The 22,948-nt window shown below is 67.9% G+C and carries 15 protein-coding genes and 3 rRNA genes; 3 read left to right on the top strand and 15 right to left on the bottom strand.

What is annotated here, in order from left to right; genetic code table 11:
• Window positions 1–94: 94 nt before the first annotated feature.
• The 12 genes from FGW37_RS04665 to FGW37_RS04720 form a co-directional block, all read right to left on the bottom strand.
• Window positions 95–700, bottom strand: a complete 606-nt coding sequence (locus FGW37_RS04665; protein WP_382050750.1) for a MerR family transcriptional regulator — start codon at window positions 698–700, stop codon at window positions 95–97.
• A 188-nt stretch (window positions 701–888) separates the two neighbouring features.
• Window positions 889–1,362: a bifunctional nuclease family protein gene (locus FGW37_RS04670; RefSeq protein ID WP_014058684.1), complete on the bottom strand. Its 474-nt coding sequence runs from the start codon at window positions 1,360–1,362 to the stop codon at window positions 889–891.
• A 52-nt stretch (window positions 1,363–1,414) separates the two neighbouring features.
• Entirely contained in the window at window positions 1,415–2,224 is an 810-nt protein-coding gene (gene ftsR, locus FGW37_RS04675) for a transcriptional regulator FtsR (RefSeq protein WP_179079899.1), read from the bottom strand.
• Between the two features lie 42 nt (window positions 2,225–2,266).
• The gene (locus FGW37_RS04680) at window positions 2,267–3,130 is read right to left on the bottom strand and encodes an FHA domain-containing protein (protein ID WP_179079900.1); all 864 of its coding nucleotides are present in this window, start codon (window positions 3,128–3,130) and stop codon (window positions 2,267–2,269) included.
• Between the two features lie 106 nt (window positions 3,131–3,236).
• Window positions 3,237–4,385, bottom strand: a complete 1,149-nt coding sequence (locus FGW37_RS33170; protein ID WP_425506634.1) for a DUF881 domain-containing protein — start codon at window positions 4,383–4,385, stop codon at window positions 3,237–3,239.
• A gap of 23 nt (window positions 4,386–4,408) precedes the next feature.
• Window positions 4,409–4,741 carry a small basic family protein gene (locus FGW37_RS04690; protein WP_049715989.1) on the bottom strand — a complete coding sequence of 111 codons (333 nt, stop codon included), beginning with the start codon at window positions 4,739–4,741 and terminating at the stop codon, window positions 4,409–4,411.
• Complete coding sequence (locus FGW37_RS04695) at window positions 4,738–5,661, bottom strand: DUF881 domain-containing protein (RefSeq protein ID WP_179079901.1); 924 nt, start codon at window positions 5,659–5,661, stop codon at window positions 4,738–4,740. Before FGW37_RS04695 ends, FGW37_RS04690 begins: the two co-directional genes overlap by 4 nt.
• Window positions 5,662–5,793: 132 nt before the next feature.
• Complete coding sequence (locus FGW37_RS04700; RefSeq protein ID WP_179079902.1) at window positions 5,794–8,289, bottom strand: mannose-1-phosphate guanyltransferase; 2,496 nt, start codon at window positions 8,287–8,289, stop codon at window positions 5,794–5,796.
• A gap of 85 nt (window positions 8,290–8,374) precedes the next feature.
• Window positions 8,375–8,965: a cardiolipin synthase ClsA gene (clsA, locus tag FGW37_RS04705; RefSeq protein ID WP_058041334.1), complete on the bottom strand. Its 591-nt coding sequence runs from the start codon at window positions 8,963–8,965 to the stop codon at window positions 8,375–8,377.
• Between the two features lie 145 nt (window positions 8,966–9,110).
• Window positions 9,111–9,227: ribosomal RNA gene (rrf, locus tag FGW37_RS04710) — 5S ribosomal RNA — on the bottom strand.
• Between the two features lie 74 nt (window positions 9,228–9,301).
• Window positions 9,302–12,425 (bottom strand): 23S ribosomal RNA (locus tag FGW37_RS04715).
• A gap of 277 nt (window positions 12,426–12,702) precedes the next feature.
• Window positions 12,703–14,226: ribosomal RNA gene (locus FGW37_RS04720) — 16S ribosomal RNA — on the bottom strand.
• Together the 16S, 23S and 5S rRNA genes form the textbook arrangement of a ribosomal RNA operon.
• A gap of 603 nt (window positions 14,227–14,829) precedes the next feature.
• Here FGW37_RS04720 and FGW37_RS04725 point away from each other — a divergent pair.
• Together FGW37_RS04725 and ptsP are read left to right on the top strand one after the other, a co-directional pair.
• Window positions 14,830–15,279 (top strand): PTS sugar transporter subunit IIA, encoded by a 450-nt coding sequence (locus FGW37_RS04725; protein WP_179079903.1) that lies wholly within the window; start codon window positions 14,830–14,832, stop codon window positions 15,277–15,279.
• An 86-nt stretch (window positions 15,280–15,365) separates the two neighbouring features.
• Window positions 15,366–17,036: a phosphoenolpyruvate--protein phosphotransferase gene (ptsP, locus tag FGW37_RS04730; protein ID WP_179079904.1), complete on the top strand. Its 1,671-nt coding sequence runs from the start codon at window positions 15,366–15,368 to the stop codon at window positions 17,034–17,036.
• Window positions 17,037–17,167: 131 nt separating this feature from the next.
• On the opposite strand, the gene FGW37_RS04735 is transcribed toward ptsP, so the two are convergent.
• Both FGW37_RS04735 and FGW37_RS04740 read right to left on the bottom strand, forming a co-directional pair.
• Window positions 17,168–18,175 carry a hypothetical protein gene (locus tag FGW37_RS04735; protein ID WP_246430268.1) on the bottom strand — a complete coding sequence of 336 codons (1,008 nt, stop codon included), beginning with the start codon at window positions 18,173–18,175 and terminating at the stop codon, window positions 17,168–17,170.
• Window positions 18,176–18,200: 25 nt separating this feature from the next.
• Window positions 18,201–19,472, bottom strand: coding sequence for an MFS transporter (locus tag FGW37_RS04740; RefSeq protein WP_281394688.1), 1,272 nt, complete (start codon window positions 19,470–19,472; stop codon window positions 18,201–18,203).
• Window positions 19,473–19,521: 49 nt separating this feature from the next.
• Between FGW37_RS04740 and FGW37_RS04745 the strand changes: the two genes are divergently transcribed.
• The gene (locus FGW37_RS04745) at window positions 19,522–20,844 is read left to right on the top strand and encodes an aminotransferase class I/II-fold pyridoxal phosphate-dependent enzyme (protein WP_179079905.1); all 1,323 of its coding nucleotides are present in this window, start codon (window positions 19,522–19,524) and stop codon (window positions 20,842–20,844) included.
• Between the two features lie 31 nt (window positions 20,845–20,875).
• Here FGW37_RS04745 and FGW37_RS04750 read toward each other — a convergent pair whose 3' ends face one another.
• Window positions 20,876–22,879 carry an acetoacetate--CoA ligase gene (locus tag FGW37_RS04750; RefSeq protein ID WP_179079906.1) on the bottom strand — a complete coding sequence of 668 codons (2,004 nt, stop codon included), beginning with the start codon at window positions 22,877–22,879 and terminating at the stop codon, window positions 20,876–20,878.
• Between the last annotated feature and the right edge of the window lie 69 nt (window positions 22,880–22,948).

Consider the following 22,948-nt stretch of genomic DNA (forward strand, 5'->3'; position numbering starts at 1 on the left):
CACTGACAATCGCACTCACGTACGACCGGCTGGACAGCCGCGTACGCCCGGCCGGAGCGGTCCCGCACTGCAGACCGCCGCACGCCCGCGGCGGTCAGCCGACGCGGTTGCGGCGGCGGGCCAGCTCGTCGGAGGGGTTGGGGCGGATCAGCGTCTCGCCGGTGTCCACCCGCTCGCCGTGCAGCTGGGAGAGCGCGCTCTCGACATCACGCCACACGACGCCCACGGCGATCCCGAAGACGCCCTGCCCGCCCTGGAGGAGATCGACGACCTCGTCGGGCGAGGTGCACTCGTACACCGTGGCGCCGTCGCTCATCAGCGTCATCCGGGGCAGGTCGGCCATACCGCGCGAACGCAGGTGCTGAACGGCCGTGCGGATGTTCTGCAGGGACACCCCGGTGTCCAGCAGCCGCTTCACGATCTTGAGGACCACCACGTCCCGGAAGCTGTAGAGCCGCTGGGTGCCGGAGCTGTGCGCGGGGCGCACGCTCGGCTCCACCAGACCCGTGCGCGCCCAGTAGTCGAGCTGGCGGTAGGTGATGCCCGCCGCTGCACACGCCGTCGGCCCGCGGTAGCCGATCAGATCGGCCTCCGGGCCCCGTGGTGCGGTGACCTCCACCGGAGTGGCATGACGGGGTGCCGGTTCGACCGCTCCCCCGAACAGCGGATACGGACTGCCGACCGCCGTCCCGTCGCCCATGCTTCTCACGCCGACCTCCGTCCTTGACCTGCCCTCTCGACGGTAGGCAGTCACCCGGGGTGCGTCAACGATCGCCACACTCGGCACGCCGAGTGATAATCACCCAGAGAGTGGTTTTGCGTGCCTCTGTGCCGGGAAAGGCTAACCGGATGCGCTGCGGCGAGCCGTCACACGGCGCCCCGGCCGGCTCACTGACTGCTGGTGCCGAAGTCCTCCGGCGAGATCTGATCCAGGAACTCGCGGAACTTCTCGACCTCGTCCTCCTGCTCGTCCGGGATGGCGATCCCGGCGTCGTCCAGCACTCCATCACTGCCGTAGATCGGCGTGCCGGTGCGCAGCGCGAGCGCTATGGCGTCGGACGGCCGGGCACTGACCTCCACGCCGCTGGCGAAGACGAGCTCCGCATAGAAGACACCCTCGCGCAGGTCCGTGATGCGGACCTCCGTGAGCTGCTGGCCGACCGCTTCCAGCACGTCCTTGAAAAGGTCGTGGGTCAGCGGACGGGCCGGGGCCATGCCCTGCTGGGCGAAGGCGATGGCCGTCGCCTCTCCCGGTCCGATCCAGATCGGGAGGTAGCGGTCGCCTCCCACTTCACGCAGGAGCACGATCGGCTGGTTGGAGGGCATTTCCACCCGGACACCCACGACATCGAGCTCGTTCACACAGCAACCCTAGGACGTGCCCGGCAGGTTTGGGTAGTCGGGCACTCGCCGGTCAGTGCGAGCCCGCGTGCAGGGCCGCCTGCACGAGCGCCGCGTGCAGGCGCACGGAGAGTGTGGCGAGCTCGCGCGTGGTGGCCTCGGCATGGGCCCTGGTCTGCGGATTACGGTGCCGCCGCAGCGGTGCGACCACCTGTTCGACCAGGCCGGCCTGACGGTCGGCGGCGGCCTTCATGGCGCGAAGATGCCGTGGCTCCAGACCGAAACGGCCCAGGTCGGCGACGAGGCGTGCCACGGCCACCGCATCGGCGTCGAATCCGCCGTCCGGGTGTGCGGTGACCAGCCCGTACGACTCCCACTCCACCAGCTCACTCTCCGTGACACCGGTGGCACTCAGCATCTCCTCCCGGCCGATCCGCGCGGCCGGAGAGGGCACGGGCGCCCCGAGCCCGGCGCTCGCGAGCACGGCGGCCTCGCCGATCACGGCATCCGGACCGGCCTCCTGTCCGTCGTCGGCCAGGAGGGCGGCATCACGGGGCTTCGCGGGGGCGGGCAGCTGCGGCGCCTCGCCCCGGGCCCGCGCTTCGAGGTGCTCCTTGATGACCCGCAGCGGAAGGTAGTGATCGCGCTGCATGCGCAGCACGCAGCCGAGCCGCTCCACGTCCTCCGTACTGAACTTGCGGTATCCGGACGGTGTGCGCTGCGGCTCCACCAGGCCCTCCGCCTCCAGGAAACGAATCTTGGAGATGGTGACCTCGGGGAACTCCTCACGCAGCAGGTTGAGCACCGTACCGATGCTCACCAGCCGTCCCTCCGCGCCGACAGCACCGGGTGACCCGGTGCCGCCTGACGGTGTTCGAAGCATGGCCCTTCCTAGCGTCCCCCCGGACGGAGCCCGGGGGGAAGGTCAGATGCCCCGCTGGCTGCCGTAGAAGACCAGCCGGTACTTGCCGATCTGGACCTCGTCGCCGCTGTTCAGGGGCACCGAGTCGATCCGCTCGCGGTTGACGTACGTGCCGTTGAGGCTGCCGACGTCGGAAACGGTGAAGCTGCCGTCCTGAGCTCTGCGGAACTCCACGTGCCGGCGGGAGACCGTCACGTCGTCCAGGAAGATGTCACTCTGCGGGTGCCGGCCCGCCGTGGTCATCTCGCCGTCCAGCAGGAAGCGGCTGCCGGAGTTCGGGCCGCGCCGGACCACCAGCAGCGCCGAGCCGAGCGGCAGGGCGTCGACGGCCGCCTGCGCCTCCGGAGACAGCGACGGGATCGGCGTCTGCCCCGTGGCTTCGGAGTCGTACGCCTCAAGACCGGAGATCGAGATGGTCGACGTGGTCTCCGAGGCGCGCTCGGCCACGGCACCGGGCCTCAGCGGGGCACCGCAGTTGGAGCAGAACCGGCTCGCCTCGGCGTTCCGGTGGCCGCACCTCGTACATACCGGCAAGGCAGACCCTCCGTGCGCGCTCGAGGTCGCTGGTGCCCCGAAACCTATGCGCCCGGTGGCGGCAGGGTCAACAGCCGACCCGCCCGGAATGTCTCCTCCCGGAGCTCCGACCTGGTCCCGGAACAGCGGACGCCCCTCCTGGGCGCCCTCCCGGCCCTCGCCGCCCTCCACCGGACGCGACGCGCGGTGGCGGGCGCTGCCACCGTCCTGGCGTGCGCTCTTGCCGAACAACTTCGCAAACAACTTCACGGGCGATTCCCCTTGACCGAAACAGACCCGCCCGTGGGGCAGGACAAAACCTCGATGCACACACCGTCCGACCTGGACATCCATACAACGTCCGTGGTCAACAGACAGTTTCCACCACGCACCCTCGACTTGGTGCGCCGACCCCCCGCAACCTCATGGCCTCCCTCTGAAGCCCGCATGACCGCCCGCCTCACTGCGATGACGACCGAGCGTAGTCAGGCCGCTTCGCCGGGCGCAAGGCGTCCACAATGATCTTCTCAGACCGCCGGACCGTGACGCCCGCCTGCTCCTTCTCCAGCGTCTGCACGACACCACCGGGGATGTTGAGCGCGGGCTCCAGATCCTGCGGCTTGCCGATCACCTTGAACCGGTAAGGCTGCGAGACCTTCTTGCCGTCGATCTCCACCTTCCCCGCCGCGCCCGAAAAATAGGTGTCGGCCGCGATCCGTACGTCATTGATCTGGATGGCCTCCGCACCCGCGGCCCGCAGCTCCTGGAGGGTGTCCAGCAGCTTGTCGGACTCGACGGCGTTCTTGGGGTCGCTCACCGTGAGCTCGATGCCCGGCCCCTGCGCCCTCACCGTGCCCGCGAGGATCGCCAGCTGCTGCTCCTTCTGCGCGGTCTGCTTACGGGCCTCCGCGGCCTGGTTGGAGCTGCTCTCGAGCTCGGTGCGCTGGTTCTCCAGCCGCCGCTTCTCGTCCTCCAGCCGCTTGGTGCGGTTGTCCAGCTCGTCCAGAATCCGTACGAGGTCCTCCTGCCGTGCACCGCGCAGCGCGCTGTTGTCGCTGGTCGACCGGACCTGGATGGCCAGGCCCAGGCCGAGGACGCACAGCAGCACCGCGACGGTAAGCTGCGCCCGCGTCAGCCGCGGCGGCCAGAAGGCCTTGGCCAGACGCTGACGGCCCGTCACGGGCTCGGCGGCGGTACCGGCCCCGGACGCGGCGGCGGAGGCCGCAGCGACCGGCTCGGGCCCGGGCTCCGGCTCGGCCTCCGGCCCGGAGTCCGCTTCGGGCCCCGGTTCGGGTGCCGGCTCCCCTGCGGCTTCGGGCCCGGGCCCGGCTCCCGGACCGGGAGCCGGCTCACCTTCCGGAGCAGACTCCGGTCCGGACTTGACTGATTCATCAGGCTTTCCCGGCTCGCGCGCCTTGTCGGCCTTACGACCGGTATCAGCCCTACCCGCCTTACCCGCCTTGCCGGTCCCGTCGTCCTCGACAGTCGGCCTGCCGGGCTCGGCAGGCTCACCGGCCTTGCCGGCCGTACCCGGCTTCGTCGGCTCCCCGGCCGGGACGTCCTTCTTCTTCGGCTCCTCCGCGGAAGCGGACCCCGGCTCGTCGGGCATGTTGTCGTCGGTGCTCATCGGCCTCACGCCCGGAAGACGTGCCGGCGGATCGCGGCCGCGTTGGAGAAGATGCGGATGCCCAGGACGACCACCACGCCGGTGGACAGCTGGGCGCCCACGCCGAGCTTGTCGCCCAGGAAGACGATCAGCGCCGCCACGACCACGTTGGACAGGAAGGACACGACGAACACCTTGTCGTCGAAGATTCCGTCCAGCATCGCCCGGAGGCCGCCGAACACCGCGTCGAGCGCCGCCACGACGGCGATGGGAAGGTAGGGCTCGACCGCCGTCGGCACCACAGGACGGACGACCAGTCCGACCACGACTCCCACGACGAGGCCCAATACGGCGATCACGATGTGCCCTTCCCTGTGTCGGTGGCGCGGCCGGCCGCGCCACCCCCCTGCGGCTGTGCGATACGTACGATCAGGCTCGGTGCGGCGGGCAGCCGGACGTCTCCCTGAGCGGAAATGTTGTAGCGGATCCCGTAGTTCTGCTGCAGAACACGCAGATACTGCCCGTCGACGCTGCGCTGGAAGGCATTCGCCAACTGCTGTCCGTCACCGACCGCCAGCACCGTGTACGGCGGCACCAGCGGCTTGTTGTCCACCAGTATGGCGTCACCGGCGGCCCTGATCGCCGACAGCGCCGTCAGCCGCTGCCCGTTGACCGCGACGGCCTCCGCCCCGGCCTGCCACAGACCGTTGACGATGCGCTGCATGTCACGGTCGCGCACTCGGCCCGTATCGGCGAAGCCGGTGCTCTCGCGCGGACCGCCGCCACCGCTCTGCTTCGTCTGCTTGGCGTCGTCCACGACGAGCTTGACCCCGGGGCCCTGCACCGCGGTCGCGCCCGCGAGCAGCGACACCAGGTCGGTCTGGTCGCCGCCGTGCTCCTCCAGGGCGTCACGCTGCTTGGTGCCGACGGCATTCCGCAGGGTGTCGACGTTCTTCTGCAGCGCGTCGGCCGCCGAGGTCTCCCGCCCGATGCGGTCGATGAGCTGCTGGCGCTCCTTGGCCAGCGTCGGTGCCGATATCTGCGCCTGCGCCGCCCCCAGCGTCACCACCACCGCGGCGAGCAGCAGGGCCGCGGCGAGGCCCAGCTTGGCACGCAGCGGGCTCGGCAGCTTGCTGCCGCCCTCCTCCTTGCGCCTGGCCGCCGCCTCCGCGTAACCGTCGTCGAGGCTGTGGTCCATCACGTTGGTCAGCAGCGACATGGAGGCATCGGGGCGCGGAGCAGACGGGACCGTGCTCCGAACGGGGGGCTGCTGCGACATGCCGCACATCGTCGCACGTCGGGGGCGTCGTCTCCCAATGGCCCCACCGGCGCGCCGGACGCGGGATCACTCCGGCACCCGGTCCGGCCTCAAGGAGACGACGCCCGCCGGATCCTGACCCGGCGTCCGCGATCAGCGCCCGGCGCCGTCCACGACCGCCGACCACTCGTCGAGCAGGGCCTGCGCCGAGGAGTCGTCCGGCCCCTCGGCCCACAGGTGGGTCACCGCCTCGGCCGGGTCGGGCAGCACCATGACCCAGCGCCCGTCGGCCTCGACCACCCGAACCCCGTCCGTGGTGTCCACGTGCCGGTCCCCGGCCGCCTCGACGACGGACCGCATCACGAGTCCCTTGACCGCCCACGGGGTCGCGAGGTCGCGGCGGAGCACATGGGCGCGCGGGATGCGTGCGTCTATCTGGCTGAGCGTGAGCTGAGTGCGCGCCACCAGACCGATGAGACGGACGAATGCGGCAGTCCCGTCGAAAACGCTGGTGGACTCCGGCACGATGAAGCCGCCGCGCCCGTCCCCGCCGAAGATCGTGGTGTCCGCACGGCCGACCCTGGTCAGATCGTCGGGCGAGGTCGTCGTCCACTCGACCTGGGTGCCGTGGTATGCCGCCACCTGCTCGGCGATGCGCGTGGTGGTCACCGGCAGCGCCACCTTGCCGCTGCGCCGCTCGGCGGCCACCAGGTCGAGCAGGACGAGCAGGGCCCGGTCGTCCTCCACGATCCGGCCGCGCTCGTCGACGAGGGAGATCCGCTCGCCCACCGGGTCGAACCGCACACCGAACGCGGCGCGGGCCGAGGCCACGATCTCGCCGAGCCGGACGAGGCCGGAGCGGCGGTCGTCCGCGGTCTCGGTGGGACGGGACTCGTCGAGCCCGGGGTTGATGGTGAAGGCCTCCACGCCGAGCCGGCCGAGCAGGCTGGGCAGAACGAGGCCGGCGCTGCCGTGCGCCGCGTCCACCACGACCTTCAGCCCCGCCTCGGCGACCCCGCTGGTGTCCACGGACCGCAGCAGCGAGCCGGCGTAGGAGTCGTAGACGCTGGAGGGGAAGGAGAGGTCGCCGATCTCCCCGGGGAAGGCCCTCCGGTACTCCTGGCGGGCGTAGACGCGATCGAGCTTGCGCTGCCCGGCCTGGGAGAGGTCGGCACCGCGCTCGTCGAAGAACATGATGTCCACGGAGTCGGGCACGCCCGGCGTCGTCCGGATCATGATGCCGCCGGCGCTGCCGCGCGCCGTCTGCTGGCGCGCCACCGGCAGCGGGACGTTCTCCAGGTCGCGTACGTCTATGGCGCTGGCCTGCAGGGCGGAGATCACTGCGCGCTTGAGCGCTCGCGCACCGCGGGAGTGGTCACGGGCCGTGGTGACGGTCGAGCCCTTCTTGAGCGTCGTGGCATACGCGCCGGCGAGCCGTACCGCGAGCTCGGGCGTGATCTCCACGTTGAGGATGCCGGACACTCCGCGTGCGCCGAAGAGATGGGCCTGGCCCCGGGACTCCCAGATCACCGAGGTGTTGACGAACGCACCCGCCTCGATGGTCTTGAAGGGATAGACCCGGACATTGCCCTGAATAATCGATTCCTCACCGACGAGGCACTCGTCGCCGATGACCGCGCCGTCCTCGATCCTGGCGGCGCGCATGATGTCGGTGTTCTTGCCGATGACGCAGCCGCGCAGGTTGCTCTGCTGGCCGATGTAGACGTTGTCGTGGACGACGACCTTGTGCAGGAAGGCCCCGCTCTTGACGACGACGTTGGAGCCGACGACGGTGTGCTCACGGATCTCGGCGCCGGCTTCGACCTTGGCGTAGTCGCCGATGTAGAGCGGGCCGCGCAGGGTGGCGTCGGGGTGGACTTCGGCGCCTTCGGCGACCCAGACGCCCGGGGAGATCTCGAAACCGTCTATGTCGACGTCGACTCTGCCTTCGAGCACGTCGGCCTGGGCCTTGACGTAGCTCTCGTGGGTGCCGACGTCCTCCCAGTAGCCCTCGGCGACATAGCCGTAGACCGGCTTGCCCTCCTTCATCAGCTGCGGGAAGACATCGCCCGACCAGTCGACGGGGACGTCGGCCTCGACATAGTCGAAGACCTCGGGCTCCATGACGTAGATGCCCGTGTTCACCGTGTCGGAGAAGACCTGGCCCCAGGTGGGCTTCTCCAGGAAGCGGTCCACCTTGCCGTTCTCGTCGACGATGGTGATGCCGAATTCGAGAGGATTGGGAACACGGGTGAGGCAGACGGTGACCAGTGCGCCCTTCTCCTTGTGGAAACGGATCAGGTCGGTCAGATCGAAATCGGTGAGGGCGTCTCCGGAGATCACCAGGAAGGCATCGTCCTTGAGCGCCTCCTCGGCGTTCTTGACGCTGCCTGCGGTGCCGAGTGGCTTTTCCTCATTGGCGTAGGTGAGCTCCATGCCGAGCTCCTCGCCGTCCCCGAAGTAGTTCCTGACGAGGGAGGCGAGGAACTGCACCGTCACCACGGTCTCGGTGAGCCCGTGCCGTTTGAGCAGTCGCAGCACATGCTCCATGATCGGCCGGTTGGCGACCGGCAGGAGCGGCTTGGGCATGCTCGAGGTCATGGGGCGAAGGCGCGTGCCTTCGCCGCCGGCCATCACGACGGCCTTCATGTCGGAAGCGTCCTCCTCGGGAGACGACGGTCATGCCGACTTCACGCCAGGGATGGCCGGAGTAGGGCCGGAGTCTGCGGCGAGATCAGTCGGCCGTGGCGTCCGCCTTGACCAGGCGGCGGACCTGGACCACATAGAGGATCCCTGCCCACCAATAGAGGGTTGTACCCCATCCGGCGAACGCCCATCCGAAAATCGCGGCAAGTGACGGCAACCAGCCCTCACCGTCACTGAGAAGCAGCAACGGGAACGCGTACATCAGGTTGAAGGTCGCGGCCTTGCCGAGGAAGTTCACCTGCGGCGGCGGATAGCCGTGGCGCCTCAGAATCCACACCATGACCAGCAGCATCGCCTCGCGGGCGATCAGGGCGGCGGTCATCCAGAGCGGAAGGATCTCACGCCAGGTCAGACCGAAGAGCGTGGAAAGGATGTAGAGCCGGTCGGCGGCCGGGTCGAGCAGCCGGCCGAGGCTGCTGATCTGATTCCAGCGCCGGGCGAGCTTTCCGTCGAGGTAGTCACTGACGCCGCTGAGGGCCAGGACGAGCAGCGCCCACCCGTCGTGCTTCTGAAGAATCAGCCACAGGAAGAGAGGGACGCCGACCAGACGCGCCATGCTGAGGATGTTCGGGATGGTGAGGACGCGGTCGGTCTGGACTCGCGTCTCCTGGACCTCCACCCGGGGGCCTCCTGTGGGAAATATGCGAACGATACCCCCCGACCTTACCCTTCGGCGCGACCGGGCCGCGGGGAGGGTGGTCGCGGAAATACAAAAAAGCCCCGGCGGGAACTCAAGGTTCCCACCAGGGCTTTCTCTAAAAATTGTTCGGCGGCGTCCTACTCTCCCACACGGTCCCCCATGCAGTACCATCGGCGCTGAAAGGCTTAGCTTCCGGGTTCGGAATGTAACCGGGCGTTTCCCTAACGCTATGACCACCGAAACACTATGAAGTTAACCAACCCGGCGTTGACACAGGTCGTTACTTCAGAACCTACACAGTGGACGCGAGCAACTGAGGACAAGCCCTCGGCCTATTAGTACCAGTCAGCTCCAACCGTTACCGGTCTTCCACACCTGGCCTATCAACCCAGTCGTCTACTGGGAGCCTTACCCCATCAAGTGGGTGGGAGTCCTCATCTCGAAGCAGGCTTCCCGCTTAGATGCTTTCAGCGGTTATCCCTCCCGAACGTAGCCAACCAGCCATGCCCTTGGCAGGACAACTGGCACACCAGAGGTTCGTCCGTCCCGGTCCTCTCGTACTAGGGACAGCCCTTCTCAAGACTCCTACGCGCGCAGCGGATAGGGACCGAACTGTCTCACGACGTTCTAAACCCAGCTCGCGTACCGCTTTAATGGGCGAACAGCCCAACCCTTGGGACCGACTCCAGCCCCAGGATGCGACGAGCCGACATCGAGGTGCCAAACCATCCCGTCGATATGGACTCTTGGGGAAGATCAGCCTGTTATCCCCGGGGTACCTTTTATCCGTTGAGCGACGGCGCTTCCACAAGCCACCGCCGGATCACTAGTCCCGACTTTCGTCCCTGCTCGACCCGTCGGTCTCACAGTCAAGCTCCCTTGTGCACTTACACTCAACACCTGATTGCCAACCAGGCTGAGGGAACCTTTGGGCGCCTCCGTTACTCTTTAGGAGGCAACCGCCCCAGTTAAACTACCCACCAGACACTGTCCCTGATCCGGATCACGGACCGAGGTTAGACATCCAGCACGACCAGAGTGGTATTTCAACGACGACTCCACCATGGCTGGCGCCACGGCTTCACAGTCTCCCACCTATCCTACACAAGCCGAACCGAACACCAATATCAAGCTATAGTAAAGGTCCCGGGGTCTTTCCGTCCTGCTGCGCGAAACGAGCATCTTTACTCGTAGTGCAATTTCACCGGGCCTATGGTTGAGACAGTCGAGAAGTCGTTACGCCATTCGTGCAGGTCGGAACTTACCCGACAAGGAATTTCGCTACCTTAGGATGGTTATAGTTACCACCGCCGTTTACTGGCGCTTAAGTTCTCAGCTTCGCCCCACCGAAATGGAGCTAACCGGTCCCCTTAACGTTCCAGCACCGGGCAGGCGTCAGTCCGTATACATCGCCTTACGGCTTCGCACGGACCTGTGTTTTTAGTAAACAGTCGCTTCTCGCTGGTCTCTGCGGCCACCCCCAGCTCAGGAAGTAAATTCCATCACCGGAAATGGCCCCCCTTCTCCCGAAGTTACGGGGGCATTTTGCCGAGTTCCTTAACCATAGTTCACCCGAACGCCTCGGTATTCTCTACCTGACCACCTGAGTCGGTTTAGGGTACGGGCCGCCATGAAACTCGCTAGAGGCTTTTCTCGACAGCATAGGATCATCCACTTCACCACAATCGGCTCGGCATCAGGTCTCAGCCTTAACGTGTGACGGATTTGCCTACCACACGGCCTACACCCTTACCCCGGGACAACCACCGCCCGGGCTGGACTACCTTCCTGCGTCACCCCATCGCTTACCTACTACCACCTTGGGTCAGCGGCTCCACCACTCCCCTTCACCCGAAGGATCCAGGGCGGCTTCACGGCCTTAGCATTAATGGATTCGATATTGGGCGTTTCAAAGCGGGTACCGGAATATCAACCGGTTGTCCATCGACTACGCCTGTCGGCCTCGCCTTAGGTCCCGACTTACCCTGGGCAGATCAGCTTGACCCAGGAACCCTTAGTCAATCGGCGCACACGTTTCCCACGTGTGTATCGCTACTCATGCCTGCATTCTCACTCGTGAACCGTCCACAACTCGCTTCCGCGGCTGCTTCACCCGGCACACGACGCTCCCCTACCCATCCCAGCCCCCGTTAGAGGTATGTGCTGGAATGACACGACTTCGGCGGTACGCTTGAGCCCCGCTACATTGTCGGCGCGGAATCACTTGACCAGTGAGCTATTACGCACTCTTTCAAGGGTGGCTGCTTCTAAGCCAACCTCCTGGTTGTCTCTGCGACTCCACATCCTTTCCCACTTAGCGTACGCTTAGGGGCCTTAGTCGATGCTCTGGGCTGTTTCCCTCTCGACCATGGAGCTTATCCCCCACAGTCTCACTGCCGCGCTCTCACTTACCGGCATTCGGAGTTTGGCTAAGGTCAGTAACCCGGTAGGGCCCATCGCCTATCCAGTGCTCTACCTCCGGCAAGAAACACACGACGCTGCACCTAAATGCATTTCGGGGAGAACCAGCTATCACGGAGTTTGATTGGCCTTTCACCCCTAACCACAGGTCATCCCCCAGGTTTTCAACCCTGGTGGGTTCGGTCCTCCACGAAGTCTTACCTCCGCTTCAACCTGCCCATGGCTAGATCACTCCGCTTCGGGTCTTGGGCGCGCTACTCAATCGCCCTATTCGGACTCGCTTTCGCTACGGCTTCCCCACACGGGTTAACCTCGCAACACACCGCAAACTCGCAGGCTCATTCTTCAAAAGGCACGCAGTCACGACGCACCGAGCAAGCTCGATGCGCGACGCTCCCACGGCTTGTAGGCACACGGTTTCAGGTACTATTTCACTCCGCTCCCGCGGTACTTTTCACCATTCCCTCACGGTACTATCCGCTATCGGTCACCAGGGAATATTTAGGCTTAACGGGTGGTCCCGCCAGATTCACACGGGATTTCTCGGGCCCCGTGCTACTTGGGTGTCTCTTAAACGAGCCGTTGATGTTTCAGCTACGGGGGTCTTACCCTCTACGCCGGACCTTTCGCATGTCCTTCGCCTACACCAACGGTTTCTGACTCGTCTCACAGCCGGCAGACTATGAAAAAGAGATCCCACAACCCCGTATACGCAACCCCTGCCGGGTATCACACGCATACGGTTTGGCCTCATCCGGTTTCGCTCGCCACTACTCCCGGAATCACGGTTGTTTTCTCTTCCTGCGGGTACTGAGATGTTTCACTTCCCCGCGTTCCCTCCACACTGCCTATGTGTTCAGCAGCGGGTGACAGCCCATGACGACTGCCGGGTTTCCCCATTCGGACACCCCCGGATCAAAGCTTGGTTGACAGCTCCCCGGGGCCTATCGTGGCCTCCCACGTCCTTCATCGGTTCCTGGTGCCAAGGCATCCACCGTGCGCCCTTAAAAACTTGGCCACAGATGCTCGCGTCCACTGTGCAGTTCTCAAGCAACGACCAGCCACCCATCACCCACCACGCAAGCGCAGCAGTTCACTGGGGCCGGCATCGCGAAGGTCGGACCGAAGTCCGTACCCTCAGATACCCAACAGCGTGCCCGGCCCGACCAGATGAGAATTCACGTTCCACGCCGAAGCAGTACTAGCGATCCCACCGGATCATGCCGAATAGTCAACGTTCCACCCATGAGCAACCGTGCGAGTCATTCGCTCGCAGTCGGCCATATGCTCCTTAGAAAGGAGGTGATCCAGCCGCACCTTCCGGTACGGCTACCTTGTTACGACTTCGTCCCAATCGCCAGTCCCACCTTCGACGGCTCCCTCCACAAGGGTTGGGCCACCGGCTTCGGGTGTTACCGACTTTCGTGACGTGACGGGCGGTGTGTACAAGGCCCGGGAACGTATTCACCGCAGCAATGCTGATCTGCGATTACTAGCAACTCCAACTTCATGGGGTCGAGTTGCAGACCCCAATCCGAACTGAGACCGGCTTTTTGAGATTCGCTCCACCTCGCGGTATCGCAGCTCATTGTACCGGCCATTGTAGCACGTGTGCAGCCCAAGACATAAGGGGCATGATGACTTGACGTCGTCCCCACCTTCCTCCGAGTTGACCCCGGCAGTCTCCTGTGAGTCCCCATCACCCCGAAGGGCATGCTGGCAACACAGGACAAGGGTTGCGCTCGTTGCGGGACTTAACCCAACATCTCACGACACGAGCTGACGACAGCCATGCACCACCTGTACACCGACCACAAGGGGGCACCTATCTCTAGGTGTTTCCGGTGTATGTCAAGCCTTGGTAAGGTTCTTCGCGTTGCGTCGAATTAAGCCACATGCTCCGCTGCTTGTGCGGGCCCCCGTCAATTCCTTTGAGTTTTAGCCTTGCGGCCGTACTCCCCAGGCGGGGAACTTAATGCGTTAGCTGCGGCACGGACGACGTGGAATGTCGCCCACACCTAGTTCCCAACGTTTACGGCGTGGACTACCAGGGTATCTAATCCTGTTCGCTCCCCACGCTTTCGCTCCTCAGCGTCAGTATCGGCCCAGAGATCCGCCTTCGCCACCGGTGTTCCTCCTGATATCTGCGCATTTCACCGCTACACCAGGAATTCCGATCTCCCCTACCGAACTCTAGCCTGCCCGTATCGAATGCAGACCCGGGGTTAAGCCCCGGGCTTTCACATCCGACGTGACAAGCCGCCTACGAGCTCTTTACGCCCAATAATTCCGGACAACGCTTGCGCCCTACGTATTACCGCGGCTGCTGGCACGTAGTTAGCCGGCGCTTCTTCTGCAGGTACCGTCACTTTCGCTTCTTCCCTGCTGAAAGAGGTTTACAACCCGAAGGCCGTCATCCCTCACGCGGCGTCGCTGCATCAGGCTTTCGCCCATTGTGCAATATTCCCCACTGCTGCCTCCCGTAGGAGTCTGGGCCGTGTCTCAGTCCCAGTGTGGCCGGTCGCCCTCTCAGGCCGGCTACCCGTCGTCGCCTTGGTAGGCCATTACCCCACCAACAAGCTGATAGGCCGCGGGCTCATCCTGCACCGCCGGAGCTTTCCACCCGCCGAGATGCCTCGGCAGGTCGTATCCGGTATTAGACCCCGTTTCCAGGGCTTGTCCCAGAGTGCAGGGCAGATTGCCCACGTGTTACTCACCCGTTCGCCACTAATCCACCCCGAAGGGCTTCATCGTTCGACTTGCATGTGTTAAGCACGCCGCCAGCGTTCGTCCTGAGCCAGGATCAAACTCTCCGTGAATGTTTACCCGTAATCGGGTGCACACACACGAGAGCGGAACGACCAGGAGGAATAATCCCGGTCGTTCACAGCGTCCTCGCTGTGTTGCCTGCGCAATCCCGAAGGACCGGCAGGACTTTCAAAGGAACCGCGTCCCGGTCAAAACTGACCGAGGACGGGGTATTTTATAGTCTGGCGTTGACTTTTGGCACGCTGTTGAGTTCTCAAGGAACGGACGCTTCCTTTGTACTCACCCTCTCGGGCTTTCCTCCGGGCGCTTCCCTTCGTTGTGTTCACACTCTATCAGGAGTTTTTCCGCTCTCCCGCCACTCTGTTTTCCGCAGCCGGAAAGGCACACGGGCACAGCAGTGGAACCGAGAAAGGATCACTTCTGATAGGTGCCGCCCTCGCCTCGCCGGCAGTTGTCTGCGGGCCTCGGTCGTGGGCAGGGATCTGACAGTACATGCCCTCCTCACACGAGGCAAATCGATTACGCACCGCACACGCCAAGGCCCCGATCACTCGTGCGGAACCCTCAGTTCCTATGACTTAGGCTTCCGACCAGTGCGCCGTCCAGGACAGGTAGTGACGGCGCGTGACGAATCTCCACCTGGGAGGCTTCCCATGACCACCGTGACGTCCCCGATCGCCGGACGCGCCATCGGACTCGCGGCAGTGCCCGATCCGGTCTTCTCCGGCGCGATGGTGGGACCCGGTACCGCTGTCGACCCCGTACGTGAGCCCCACGCCGCGGTCTCCCCCGTCGACGGCGTCATCGTCTCGCTGCACCCGCACGCGTTCGTCGTCGTAGACGCCGAGGGCCACGGTGTGCTGACGCACCTCGGCATCGACACCGTCCAGCTCAACGGCGAGGGCTTCGAGCTGCTCGTCAACAAGGGCGACACCGTGACGCGCGGCCAGGACGTCGTGCGCTGGAACCCCGTCGCCGTCGAAGAGGCCGGCAAGTCGCCGATCTGCCCGATCGTCGCGCTGGAGGCCACCGCCGACTCGCTCGGCGACGTCCGCGAGGACGACGACGTCAAGGCCGGCGACCAGCTCTTCAGCTGGAAGTAGCCGATACCGCTCCCTGAGAAGGGGAGCGGCACGTACGACATCCACCGCGGCGGCCCGAGCCGCCGCATCAACCGGAGACGGGTGAAATGGAGACAACGCTGCGAGGCGTCGGCGTGAGCCACGGTGTGGCCATCGGCGAGGTCCGGCACATGGGCACGGCGGTTCTGGAGCCGCCGGCCAAGCAGATTCCCACGGACGAGGCGCCGCGCGAGCAGGGCCGCGCGCGCCAGGCCGTGGAAGCTGTGGCCGCCGACCTCATCGCGCGCGGCAACCTGGCCGGTGGCGAGGCCCAGCACGTGCTGGAGGCCCAGGCCATGATGGCCCAGGACCCCGAGCTGATGGCCGACGTCGAACGGCGCATCACCGTCGGCAGCACCGCGGAGCGCGCGGTGTACGACGCCTTCGCCGCCTACCGCGCGCTGCTCGCCAACGCCGGCGAGTACCTGGCCGGCCGCGTGGCCGACCTGGACGACGTGCGCAACCGCATCGTCGCGCGCCTGCTGGGCGTGCCGATGCCGGGCGTGCCGGACAGCGACGAGCCCTACGTGCTGATCGCCCGGGACCTCGCTCCCGCCGACACCGCGCTGCTCGACCCGACCCTGGTGCTGGGCTTCGTGACCGAGGAGGGCGGGCCGACCAGCCACAGCGCCATCCTGGCGCGGGCGCTCGGAGTGCCGGCGGTCGTGGCGCTGCCGGGGGCGGGTGAGCTTGCCGAGGGCACGGTGGTGGCCGTGGACGGCAGCACGGGCGACATCTTCGTCGACCCGAGCCCGGAGAAGCGCGCGGAGCTGATCAAGACGGCCGAGGAGCGCAAGGCTGCGCTGTCGGCGTCGTCGGGCCCGGGTGCGACGTCGGACGGGCACAAGGTGCCGCTGCTGGCGAACGTCGGCGGTCCGGGGGATGTGGCGGCGGCCGTCGAGGCGGGTGCCGAGGGCGTCGGTCTGTTCCGCACCGAGTTCCTGTTCCTGGACGACAGTAAGAAGGCGCCGTCCGAGGCCAAGCAGGTCGAGGCGTACCGCAAGGTGCTGGAGGCCTTCCCCGAGGGCCGAGTGGTCGTGCGGGTGCTGGACGCGGGCGCGGACAAGCCGCTCGACTTCCTGACCCCGGCCGACGAGCCCAACCCGGCGCTGGGCGTGCGGGGTCTGCGCACCCTGCTCGACCACCCGGACGTGCTGCGCACGCAGCTCACCGCGCTGGCCAAGGCCGCGGAGGGGCTGCCGGTCTACCTCGAGGTCATGGCGCCGATGGTGGCGGACCGCACGGACGCCAAGGCGTTCGCGGACGCGTGCCGCGAGGCCGGGCTGCAGGCGAAGTTCGGGGCGATGGTGGAGATCCCCTCCGCCGCGCTGCGGGCCCGTTCGATCCTGCAAGAGGTCGAGTTCCTGTCGCTGGGCACCAACGACCTGGCGCAGTACACCTTCGCCGCCGACCGTCAGGTCGGTGCGGTGTCGCGGCTGCAGGATCCGTGGCAGCCGGCGCTGCTCGATCTGGTCGCGGCTTCCGCCGAGGCCGCCAAGGCCGAGGGCAAGAGCTGCGGCGTGTGCGGTGAGGCCGCGTCCGACCCGCTGCTGGCCTGCGTGCTGACCGGTCTGGGCGTGACGAGCCTGTCCATGGGTGCGGCGTCGATTCCGTACGTCCGCGCGACCCTGGCCAAGCACACGCTGGCCCAGTGCGAGCGTGCCGCCGCCGCGGCCCGTGCGACGGACTCCGCCGAGGAGGCCCGTCTGGCCGCGCAGGCGGTGCTGTCCGGCGAGTGAGCCGGGCCGTCACCGTCGCGGTGATGTGAGCTGAGAAGTGAAGGGTGTCCTGCCGGGTGGCGGGGCACCCTTCACTCGTTCACTCGTTTCCTGCCCGGCGGCCGTCGGTCCGCTCAGGCCTCTCAGTTCTCTCAGTCCTCCAAGGGCAGCCCCGCGCAGTAGTCGACGTCGGGCTCGGGCGGTACGGGTTCACCGGTGCGGGCGTCGGTGCAGTAGGCGGCGAAGACTTCCGCTTCGGTCAGCGGGTGGAGCCGGCCGCCGTCCTTGAGGTTCCAGCCGCGGACGGTGTCGCGGTGATCGGGCCGCATGCTGCGCAGCACCACTCCGCCCGGCCGTTCCGTGGCGATGCCTGCCGCGAGGACGGTGCAGAAGAGGAGGGCGGCCGCCTCGCCGAGGTGGAGCAGGCCGTCGTCACGGCTCTCCGTGTGCAGCACGGCCACGAGCGGAGTCCGCCCTTCGGCCGGGATGCTGCAGACGAGGTGGTGGGTGCCGGGTCCCGCCGCCTCGATGATCCTCCGCAGGAGGGCGGTGGCCCTGGCGAAGGCTGCGCGGCCGATGTCCTCGCCGCAGGAGTCGCAGTCGCCGCGGGTGAGCAGGGCCGAGGCGTACTCCCACGTCGCTTGCTGTTCCGCCTCGGCGACGAGCCGGGGCAGCAGGCGGGCGAGGGGCTCGCCTTCGTAGGTGACCTTGGTGCCGGCGGCTGCGACGTCCGCGATGTAGTGCGTGCGGCTGGCCGGGGCGTCGGGGTCGAGGTGGGATTCGGTGCAGAACTCCGCGTAGGCGACGGGGTCGAAGAGGGCGACGCTCGTGTGTGTGCCGCGCGCGGCCAAGTCGCGCAGCAGGCCCTCCACCTGCCGCATGTAGGTGGCGTGGTCGTCGAAGGGGAAGCTCGTGTAGCCCTGCATGGCCGCGAAGTCGTCCGCCCCGGCCAGGACGGCCACGGTACTGGGGACTTCGCGGCGCAGCAGGCGCCGTGCGCTGAGCTTGCGCCGCTCGGTGAGTGGTCTCTTCCTGCCGTCCCGCTGCTTGGTGTGCGGGCGCTTCCTGCCCGCCGGTCGCTTCCCCTCCCCCGTCAGCCGTTTCCCCGTGGGCCGCTTCCCGCCCGCCGGTCGTGCTCCGCCGTCACGTGATTGCGCCATCTTCTCTCCCCCTGAGCGCGTGTGATCAATGCTTACTCACCGTAATGGGAGGCACTGACAATGCGGTCTCGCCGTCGTCGCGGGTGAGTCTGCGCTGGGCGAGGCACATGACGGCGAGTCCGGCGCCGAAGCCGAGCCAGCCGAGGGGTCCGGCCGCGATGGTGCCGGTCACGGCCACGGGTCCGATGCTGCGCTGGACCGCCGATGCGAGGCCGTGGACGCCGAGGTAGGCGCCTTGGGCGGCGGGTGGCGCGAGGGCGACGGACAGTTCCCAGGAGACGGTGGCGTGGAGCATCTCGGCGACGGTGAAGGCGGTCGCGGCCAGGATCAGGGCGGTGACGGCGATCCAGCGGGTGCCGGTGGCCGATGCGGCGAGGGCCGCTCCGCCTGCGAGGAAGGCCGCGGCCAGGGGGAACAGCGAAGTGCGCGCCTTCTCGGAGGTGGTCCCGAAGCGGGCGAAGGGGACCTGGAAGCACACCACGAGCACGTTGTTGAGGACGAGGAGGAGGGGGACGATGCCGTGCGGGACGGGTGTGGCCGTGACGGCCCACAGGGCGAGGCCGACTTTGAAGACGGAGTCGTCGAGGCAGAGGAAGGTTTCGGTGGCGGTGTAGGCGAGGTACCGGCGGTCGCGCCAGGGGTTGGTGACGCGGACGGCGCCGGCTGCCGCGGCCGCCCGGCCGTCTCCGGCGCCGGCCGCCGGGCCGCCCGCCGCCACCACGCGCGAGGCCGACGGCGGTTCGCCGCAGCGCAGGGTGAGCAGGGCGACGGCGACGAAGGACAGGGCGTCGCCGACGAGCAGCCAGCGGTAGACGGCGGTGGTGCCGACGGCGAGGGCGCCTGCTGCTGCGAGGCCGCCGACGGCCCAGCCCACGTTGGAGACGGTGCGGTTGACGGCCTGGTAGCGGTTGCGGTCGGAGCCGGCGACGCGGGTCGCGTAGAGCTTGGTGAGGACGGAGGACGCGCGATCGCCGAGGCTGCCGGCCGCGGTGATGGCGAGCAGCAGCCGTAGGTCCGTGGTGGTGAGGAGGGCGAGCGAGGCGACGGCGCGGAGGGCCTGGACGGTGGCGAGCAGGGTCCGCAGGGGGATGCGGTCGGCGAGGAGGCCGCCGAGGGGCGGGCCGGCGATGCCGATGGCGCCGGAGACGCCGAGCAGCAGGCCGATCCGGGCGGTGCCGAGCCCGGCGACGTAGGTGAAGTACAGGACGGCCGTGGCAGCCCAGAGGCCGGAGCCCGTCCTGTCGACGAAGGTGACGGCGAGCATGCGGCGGCCGTCCGGTCCCCCCGGTATCTGCATGCGGTGATCCCCCTTGACCCGAATATTGTATTGATACATACTCAGTTCCGTGGTGACACAATATGAGATCACTGGTACGAACGCCAAGGGGATTGCCGCGTCCATCGAGCGCGGCGTGACCGACGGGGCGCTCGCTCCCGGCAGTTCGCTCCCCCCGGTGCGCACGCTCGCCGAGCGCCTCGGCGTGAGCCCGGGCACGGTCGCCACCACGTACAAGGAGCTGCGCCGTCGGGGCATCGTCGTCACCCGCGGGCGCGGCGGGACCGTCGTCGCCGAGGCTCCCGCCGTCGCCTCCCGGCGCCCGCCGAAGGTGCCCGAAGGGCTGCGCGACCTGGCCGGCGGCCACCCCGATCCGGCGTTCCTGCCCGAACCGGTGCCGCCCGTGCAGGTGGCCCGGGGCGCGCGCTCGCACCGGGCGGCGCCGCGGCTGGCCCGGCTGGAGGAGCTCACCCGCGCCTGGTACGAGCGCGACGGCGTCCCGTCCGCGCACGTCACCTTCGCGCACAGCGCGCTCGACTGCGTCGCGCGGCTGCTCTCCACCGAACTGCGGCCCGGTGACGCGGTGGCGATGGAGGACCCCGGCTACCACCACCTGCTCGACCTCGTGCCGGCGCTCGGCCTGCGGATCGTTCCGGTCGGGGTCGACGACGAGGGCATGCGGCCTGAGGAACTGCGGGCCGCGGTGCGCGGCGGCGTACGGGCCGTCATCTGCAGCCCGCGGGCGCAGAATCCGTACGGCGGCTGCTTCTCCGCCGCCCGGCGCGACGCCCTGGCCGCGGTGCTCGCGGAGGCCCCGGAAGTACTGGTCGTCGAGAACGACTACACCGCGGAGATCTGCGGCGCCCCCCTGCACAGCCTGACCGCCGGGGGCCGGCTCGCCCGCTGGGCCCAGGTCCGCACCGTCACCAAGCACCTGGGGCCGGACCTGCGGTGGGCCGCGCTGGCGTGCGACGCGACGACGCTGGCGCGGCACGACGGCCGGCTGCTGCTGACCTCGGGCTGGGTCAGCCATGTGCTGCAGGAGGCCGTGGCCGGGCTGCTCACCGATCCCGGGGCCCGGGCGCTGGTCGGCGAGGCCCGCACCGCGTACGCCGTGCGGCGCGAGGCGCTCATCGGGGAGCTGGCCCGGCGGGGGATCTCCGCCCACGGGAGTGGGGGGCTGAACGTGTGGGTGCCGGTGCGGGACGAAGCCGCCGTCGTCAACGGGTTGCGGTCTTCGGGGTGGTGGGTGGCTGCCGGGGCGCGGTTCCGGATCGGAACCGCGCCCGGGGTGCGGATCACTACGGCGGATCTGTCGCCCGTGGAAGCCGAGCGGCTTGCCGCGGACTTTGCTGCGGTGCTGGGTGAGGCTCAGGCGACGTACGGGGGGTAGGACAGGCTGAAAAGGGGCGGAGCGGACCGAATCAGCGGGCCTTCCCCAGTTCCTCGTAGAACTTCAGCAGGTCCGCGTTGTCCACCGAGCCCGGGTTCACCGCCTTCTCCAGTGGCGTGCCCTGGAGGAGGCGCTTCACCGGGACCTCGATGCGCTTGCCGGTGAGGGTGTGCGGGACGGCCGGGACCTCGATGACCTCGTCGGGGACGTGGCGGGGCGAGAGGTTCTCGCGGATGGTGCGCTTGATGCGGTCGAGCAGGGCGTCGTCCAGCTGCGCGCCCGGCGAGAGGTGGACGAAGAGGGGCATCCAGTAGCCGCCGTCCGGCTGTTCGACGCCGATGACCAGGGACTCGCGGATCTCGGGGAGGCGTTCGACGACCTCGTAGATGTCGGCGGAGCCCATGCGGACGCCCTGCCGGTTGAGGGTGGAGTCGGAGCGGCCGTGGATGACGACGCTGCCGCGCGGGGTGAGGGTGATCCAGTCGCCGTGGCGCCAGACGCCGGGGAACATCTCGAAGTAGCTCTCGCGGTAGCGGGTGCCTTCGGGGTCGTTCCAGAAGTGGACGGGCATCGACGGCATGGGGTTGGTGACGACGAGCTCGCCGACCTCGCCGACGACGGGCTTGCCGTGCGGGTCCCAGGCCTGCAGGTCGGTGCCGAGGCAGGGGGCCTGGAGCTCGCCGATGTGGACGGGCAGGGTCGGGACGGCGCCCGCGAAGCAGCTGCAGACGTCCGTGCCGCCGCTCACCGAGGCGATCCACATGTCTTCCGCGACCTCGTCGTGCAGCCAGCGGAATCCGTCGGGCGGCAGCGGCGAGCCCGTCGTGGCCACGCACTTCACGCGCGAGAGGTCGAAGTCCCGGCCGGGGTGGACCTCCGCCTTGCGGCAGGCCATGACGTAGGCGGCCGAGGTGCCGTAGAGGGTCGCGCCGGTGCGTTCGGCGACGCGCCACTGGGCGGCGGTGTCGGGGTGGCCGGGGCTGCCGTCGTAGAGGACGACGGTGGAGCCCACCAGGAGGCCGGAGACGAGGAAGTTCCACATCATCCAGCCGGTGGAGGTGTACCAGAAGAAGCGGTCGCCGGGGCCGAGGTCGCAGTGCAGGGAGAGCTGCTTGAGGTGTTCGAGGAGGATGCCGCCCTGGGACTGGACGATGGCCTTGGGCAGGCCGGTGGTGCCGGAGGAGTACAGCACCCACAGCGGGTGGTCGAAGGGGACCTGTTCGAAGACCGGTTCCACGTCCTCGGCCACCAGTGCGTCCCATTCCAGGGCGCCTTCGGGGGCCGGGGTACCCAGCAGCGGGATGTGGACGACGGCGCGCAGGGTGGGCAGGCCGGTGCGGAGTTCGGCGACGGTACCGGTGCGCTCGTGTTCCTTGCCGCCGTAGCGGTAGCCGTCGACGGTGAACAGGACGACGGGTTCGACCTGCTGGAAGCGGTCCAGGACGCTGCGGGCGCCGAAGTCGGGCGCGCAGGAGGTCCACACGGCGCCGACGGCCGCGCCGGCGAGGAGGGCGACAACGGCCTGCGGGATGTTGGGCAGATAGCCGGAGATGCGGTCGCCGGGGCGCACGCCCAGGCGGCGCAGCGCGCCGGCGAGCGAGCCGACCTGGCGGCGCAGCTCGGTCCAGGAGACCGGGCTCGGCTCGTGGATCTCGTCGACGGCGAGCAGAGCCGGTTCGCCGGCCCGTGCGGGGTCCTCGGCGGCGCGCAGCGCGTGCTCGGCGTAGTTGAGGGTGGCCCCGGGGAACCAGGTGGCGCCGGGCATCGAGCGGTCGGCGAGGACGCGCTCGCCGGGGTGGGAGAAGCGGACGCCGCACCATTGGGCGAGGGCCTGCCAGAAGGTCTCGAGCTCGTCGACGGACCAGCGGTGCAGGGCGGCGTAGCTCGCGGCGGGGTCGCCGGGGACCGCGGCCGGTGCACCGTGGCGCTCCGCCGCCCACGCCTGGAAGCGGGTGACCTGGGCGCGGGCGACGCGGTCGGCGCCGGGGGTCCACAGGGGCTCCGGCGTTTCGGCGGGCTGCGGTGCGGTGGTCATCTGGCGGCTCCCGGGCTTCTGCGCGTCGTGGGCATCGCGTGGTGGCATCGTCCTCGTGCGCCGCGCGCA

Origin of the sequence: Streptomyces rectiverticillatus, assembly GCF_013394065.1 — a bacterium.
Lineage (GTDB): Bacteria > Actinomycetota > Actinomycetes > Streptomycetales > Streptomycetaceae > Streptomyces > Streptomyces rectiverticillatus.

What these genes read in the sequence shown, in the direction of transcription:
- FGW37_RS04750 (WP_179079906.1), bottom strand. Translation starts at nt 22,879, where the DNA reads ATGACCACCGCACCGCAGCCCGCCGAAACGCCGGAGCCCCTGTGGACC.
- ptsP (WP_179079904.1), top strand. Translation starts at nt 15,366, where the DNA reads ATGGAGACAACGCTGCGAGGCGTCGGCGTGAGCCACGGTGTGGCCATC.
- FGW37_RS33170 (WP_425506634.1), bottom strand. Translation starts at nt 4,385, where the DNA reads ATGCCCGACGAGCCGGGGTCCGCTTCCGCGGAGGAGCCGAAGAAGAAG.
- FGW37_RS04735 (WP_246430268.1), bottom strand. Translation starts at nt 18,175, where the DNA reads ATGGCGCAATCACGTGACGGCGGAGCACGACCGGCGGGCGGGAAGCGG.
- FGW37_RS04700 (WP_179079902.1), bottom strand. Translation starts at nt 8,289, where the DNA reads ATGAAGGCCGTCGTGATGGCCGGCGGCGAAGGCACGCGCCTTCGCCCC.
- FGW37_RS04725 (WP_179079903.1), top strand. Translation starts at nt 14,830, where the DNA reads ATGACCACCGTGACGTCCCCGATCGCCGGACGCGCCATCGGACTCGCG.
- FGW37_RS04665 (WP_382050750.1), bottom strand. Translation starts at nt 700, where the DNA reads ATGGGCGACGGGACGGCGGTCGGCAGTCCGTATCCGCTGTTCGGGGGA.
- FGW37_RS04740 (WP_281394688.1), bottom strand. Translation starts at nt 19,472, where the DNA reads ATGCAGATACCGGGGGGACCGGACGGCCGCCGCATGCTCGCCGTCACC.
- FGW37_RS04680 (WP_179079900.1), bottom strand. Translation starts at nt 3,130, where the DNA reads ATGGATGTCCAGGTCGGACGGTGTGTGCATCGAGGTTTTGTCCTGCCC.
- ftsR (WP_179079899.1), bottom strand. Translation starts at nt 2,224, where the DNA reads ATGCTTCGAACACCGTCAGGCGGCACCGGGTCACCCGGTGCTGTCGGC.
- FGW37_RS04695 (WP_179079901.1), bottom strand. Translation starts at nt 5,661, where the DNA reads ATGTCGCAGCAGCCCCCCGTTCGGAGCACGGTCCCGTCTGCTCCGCGC.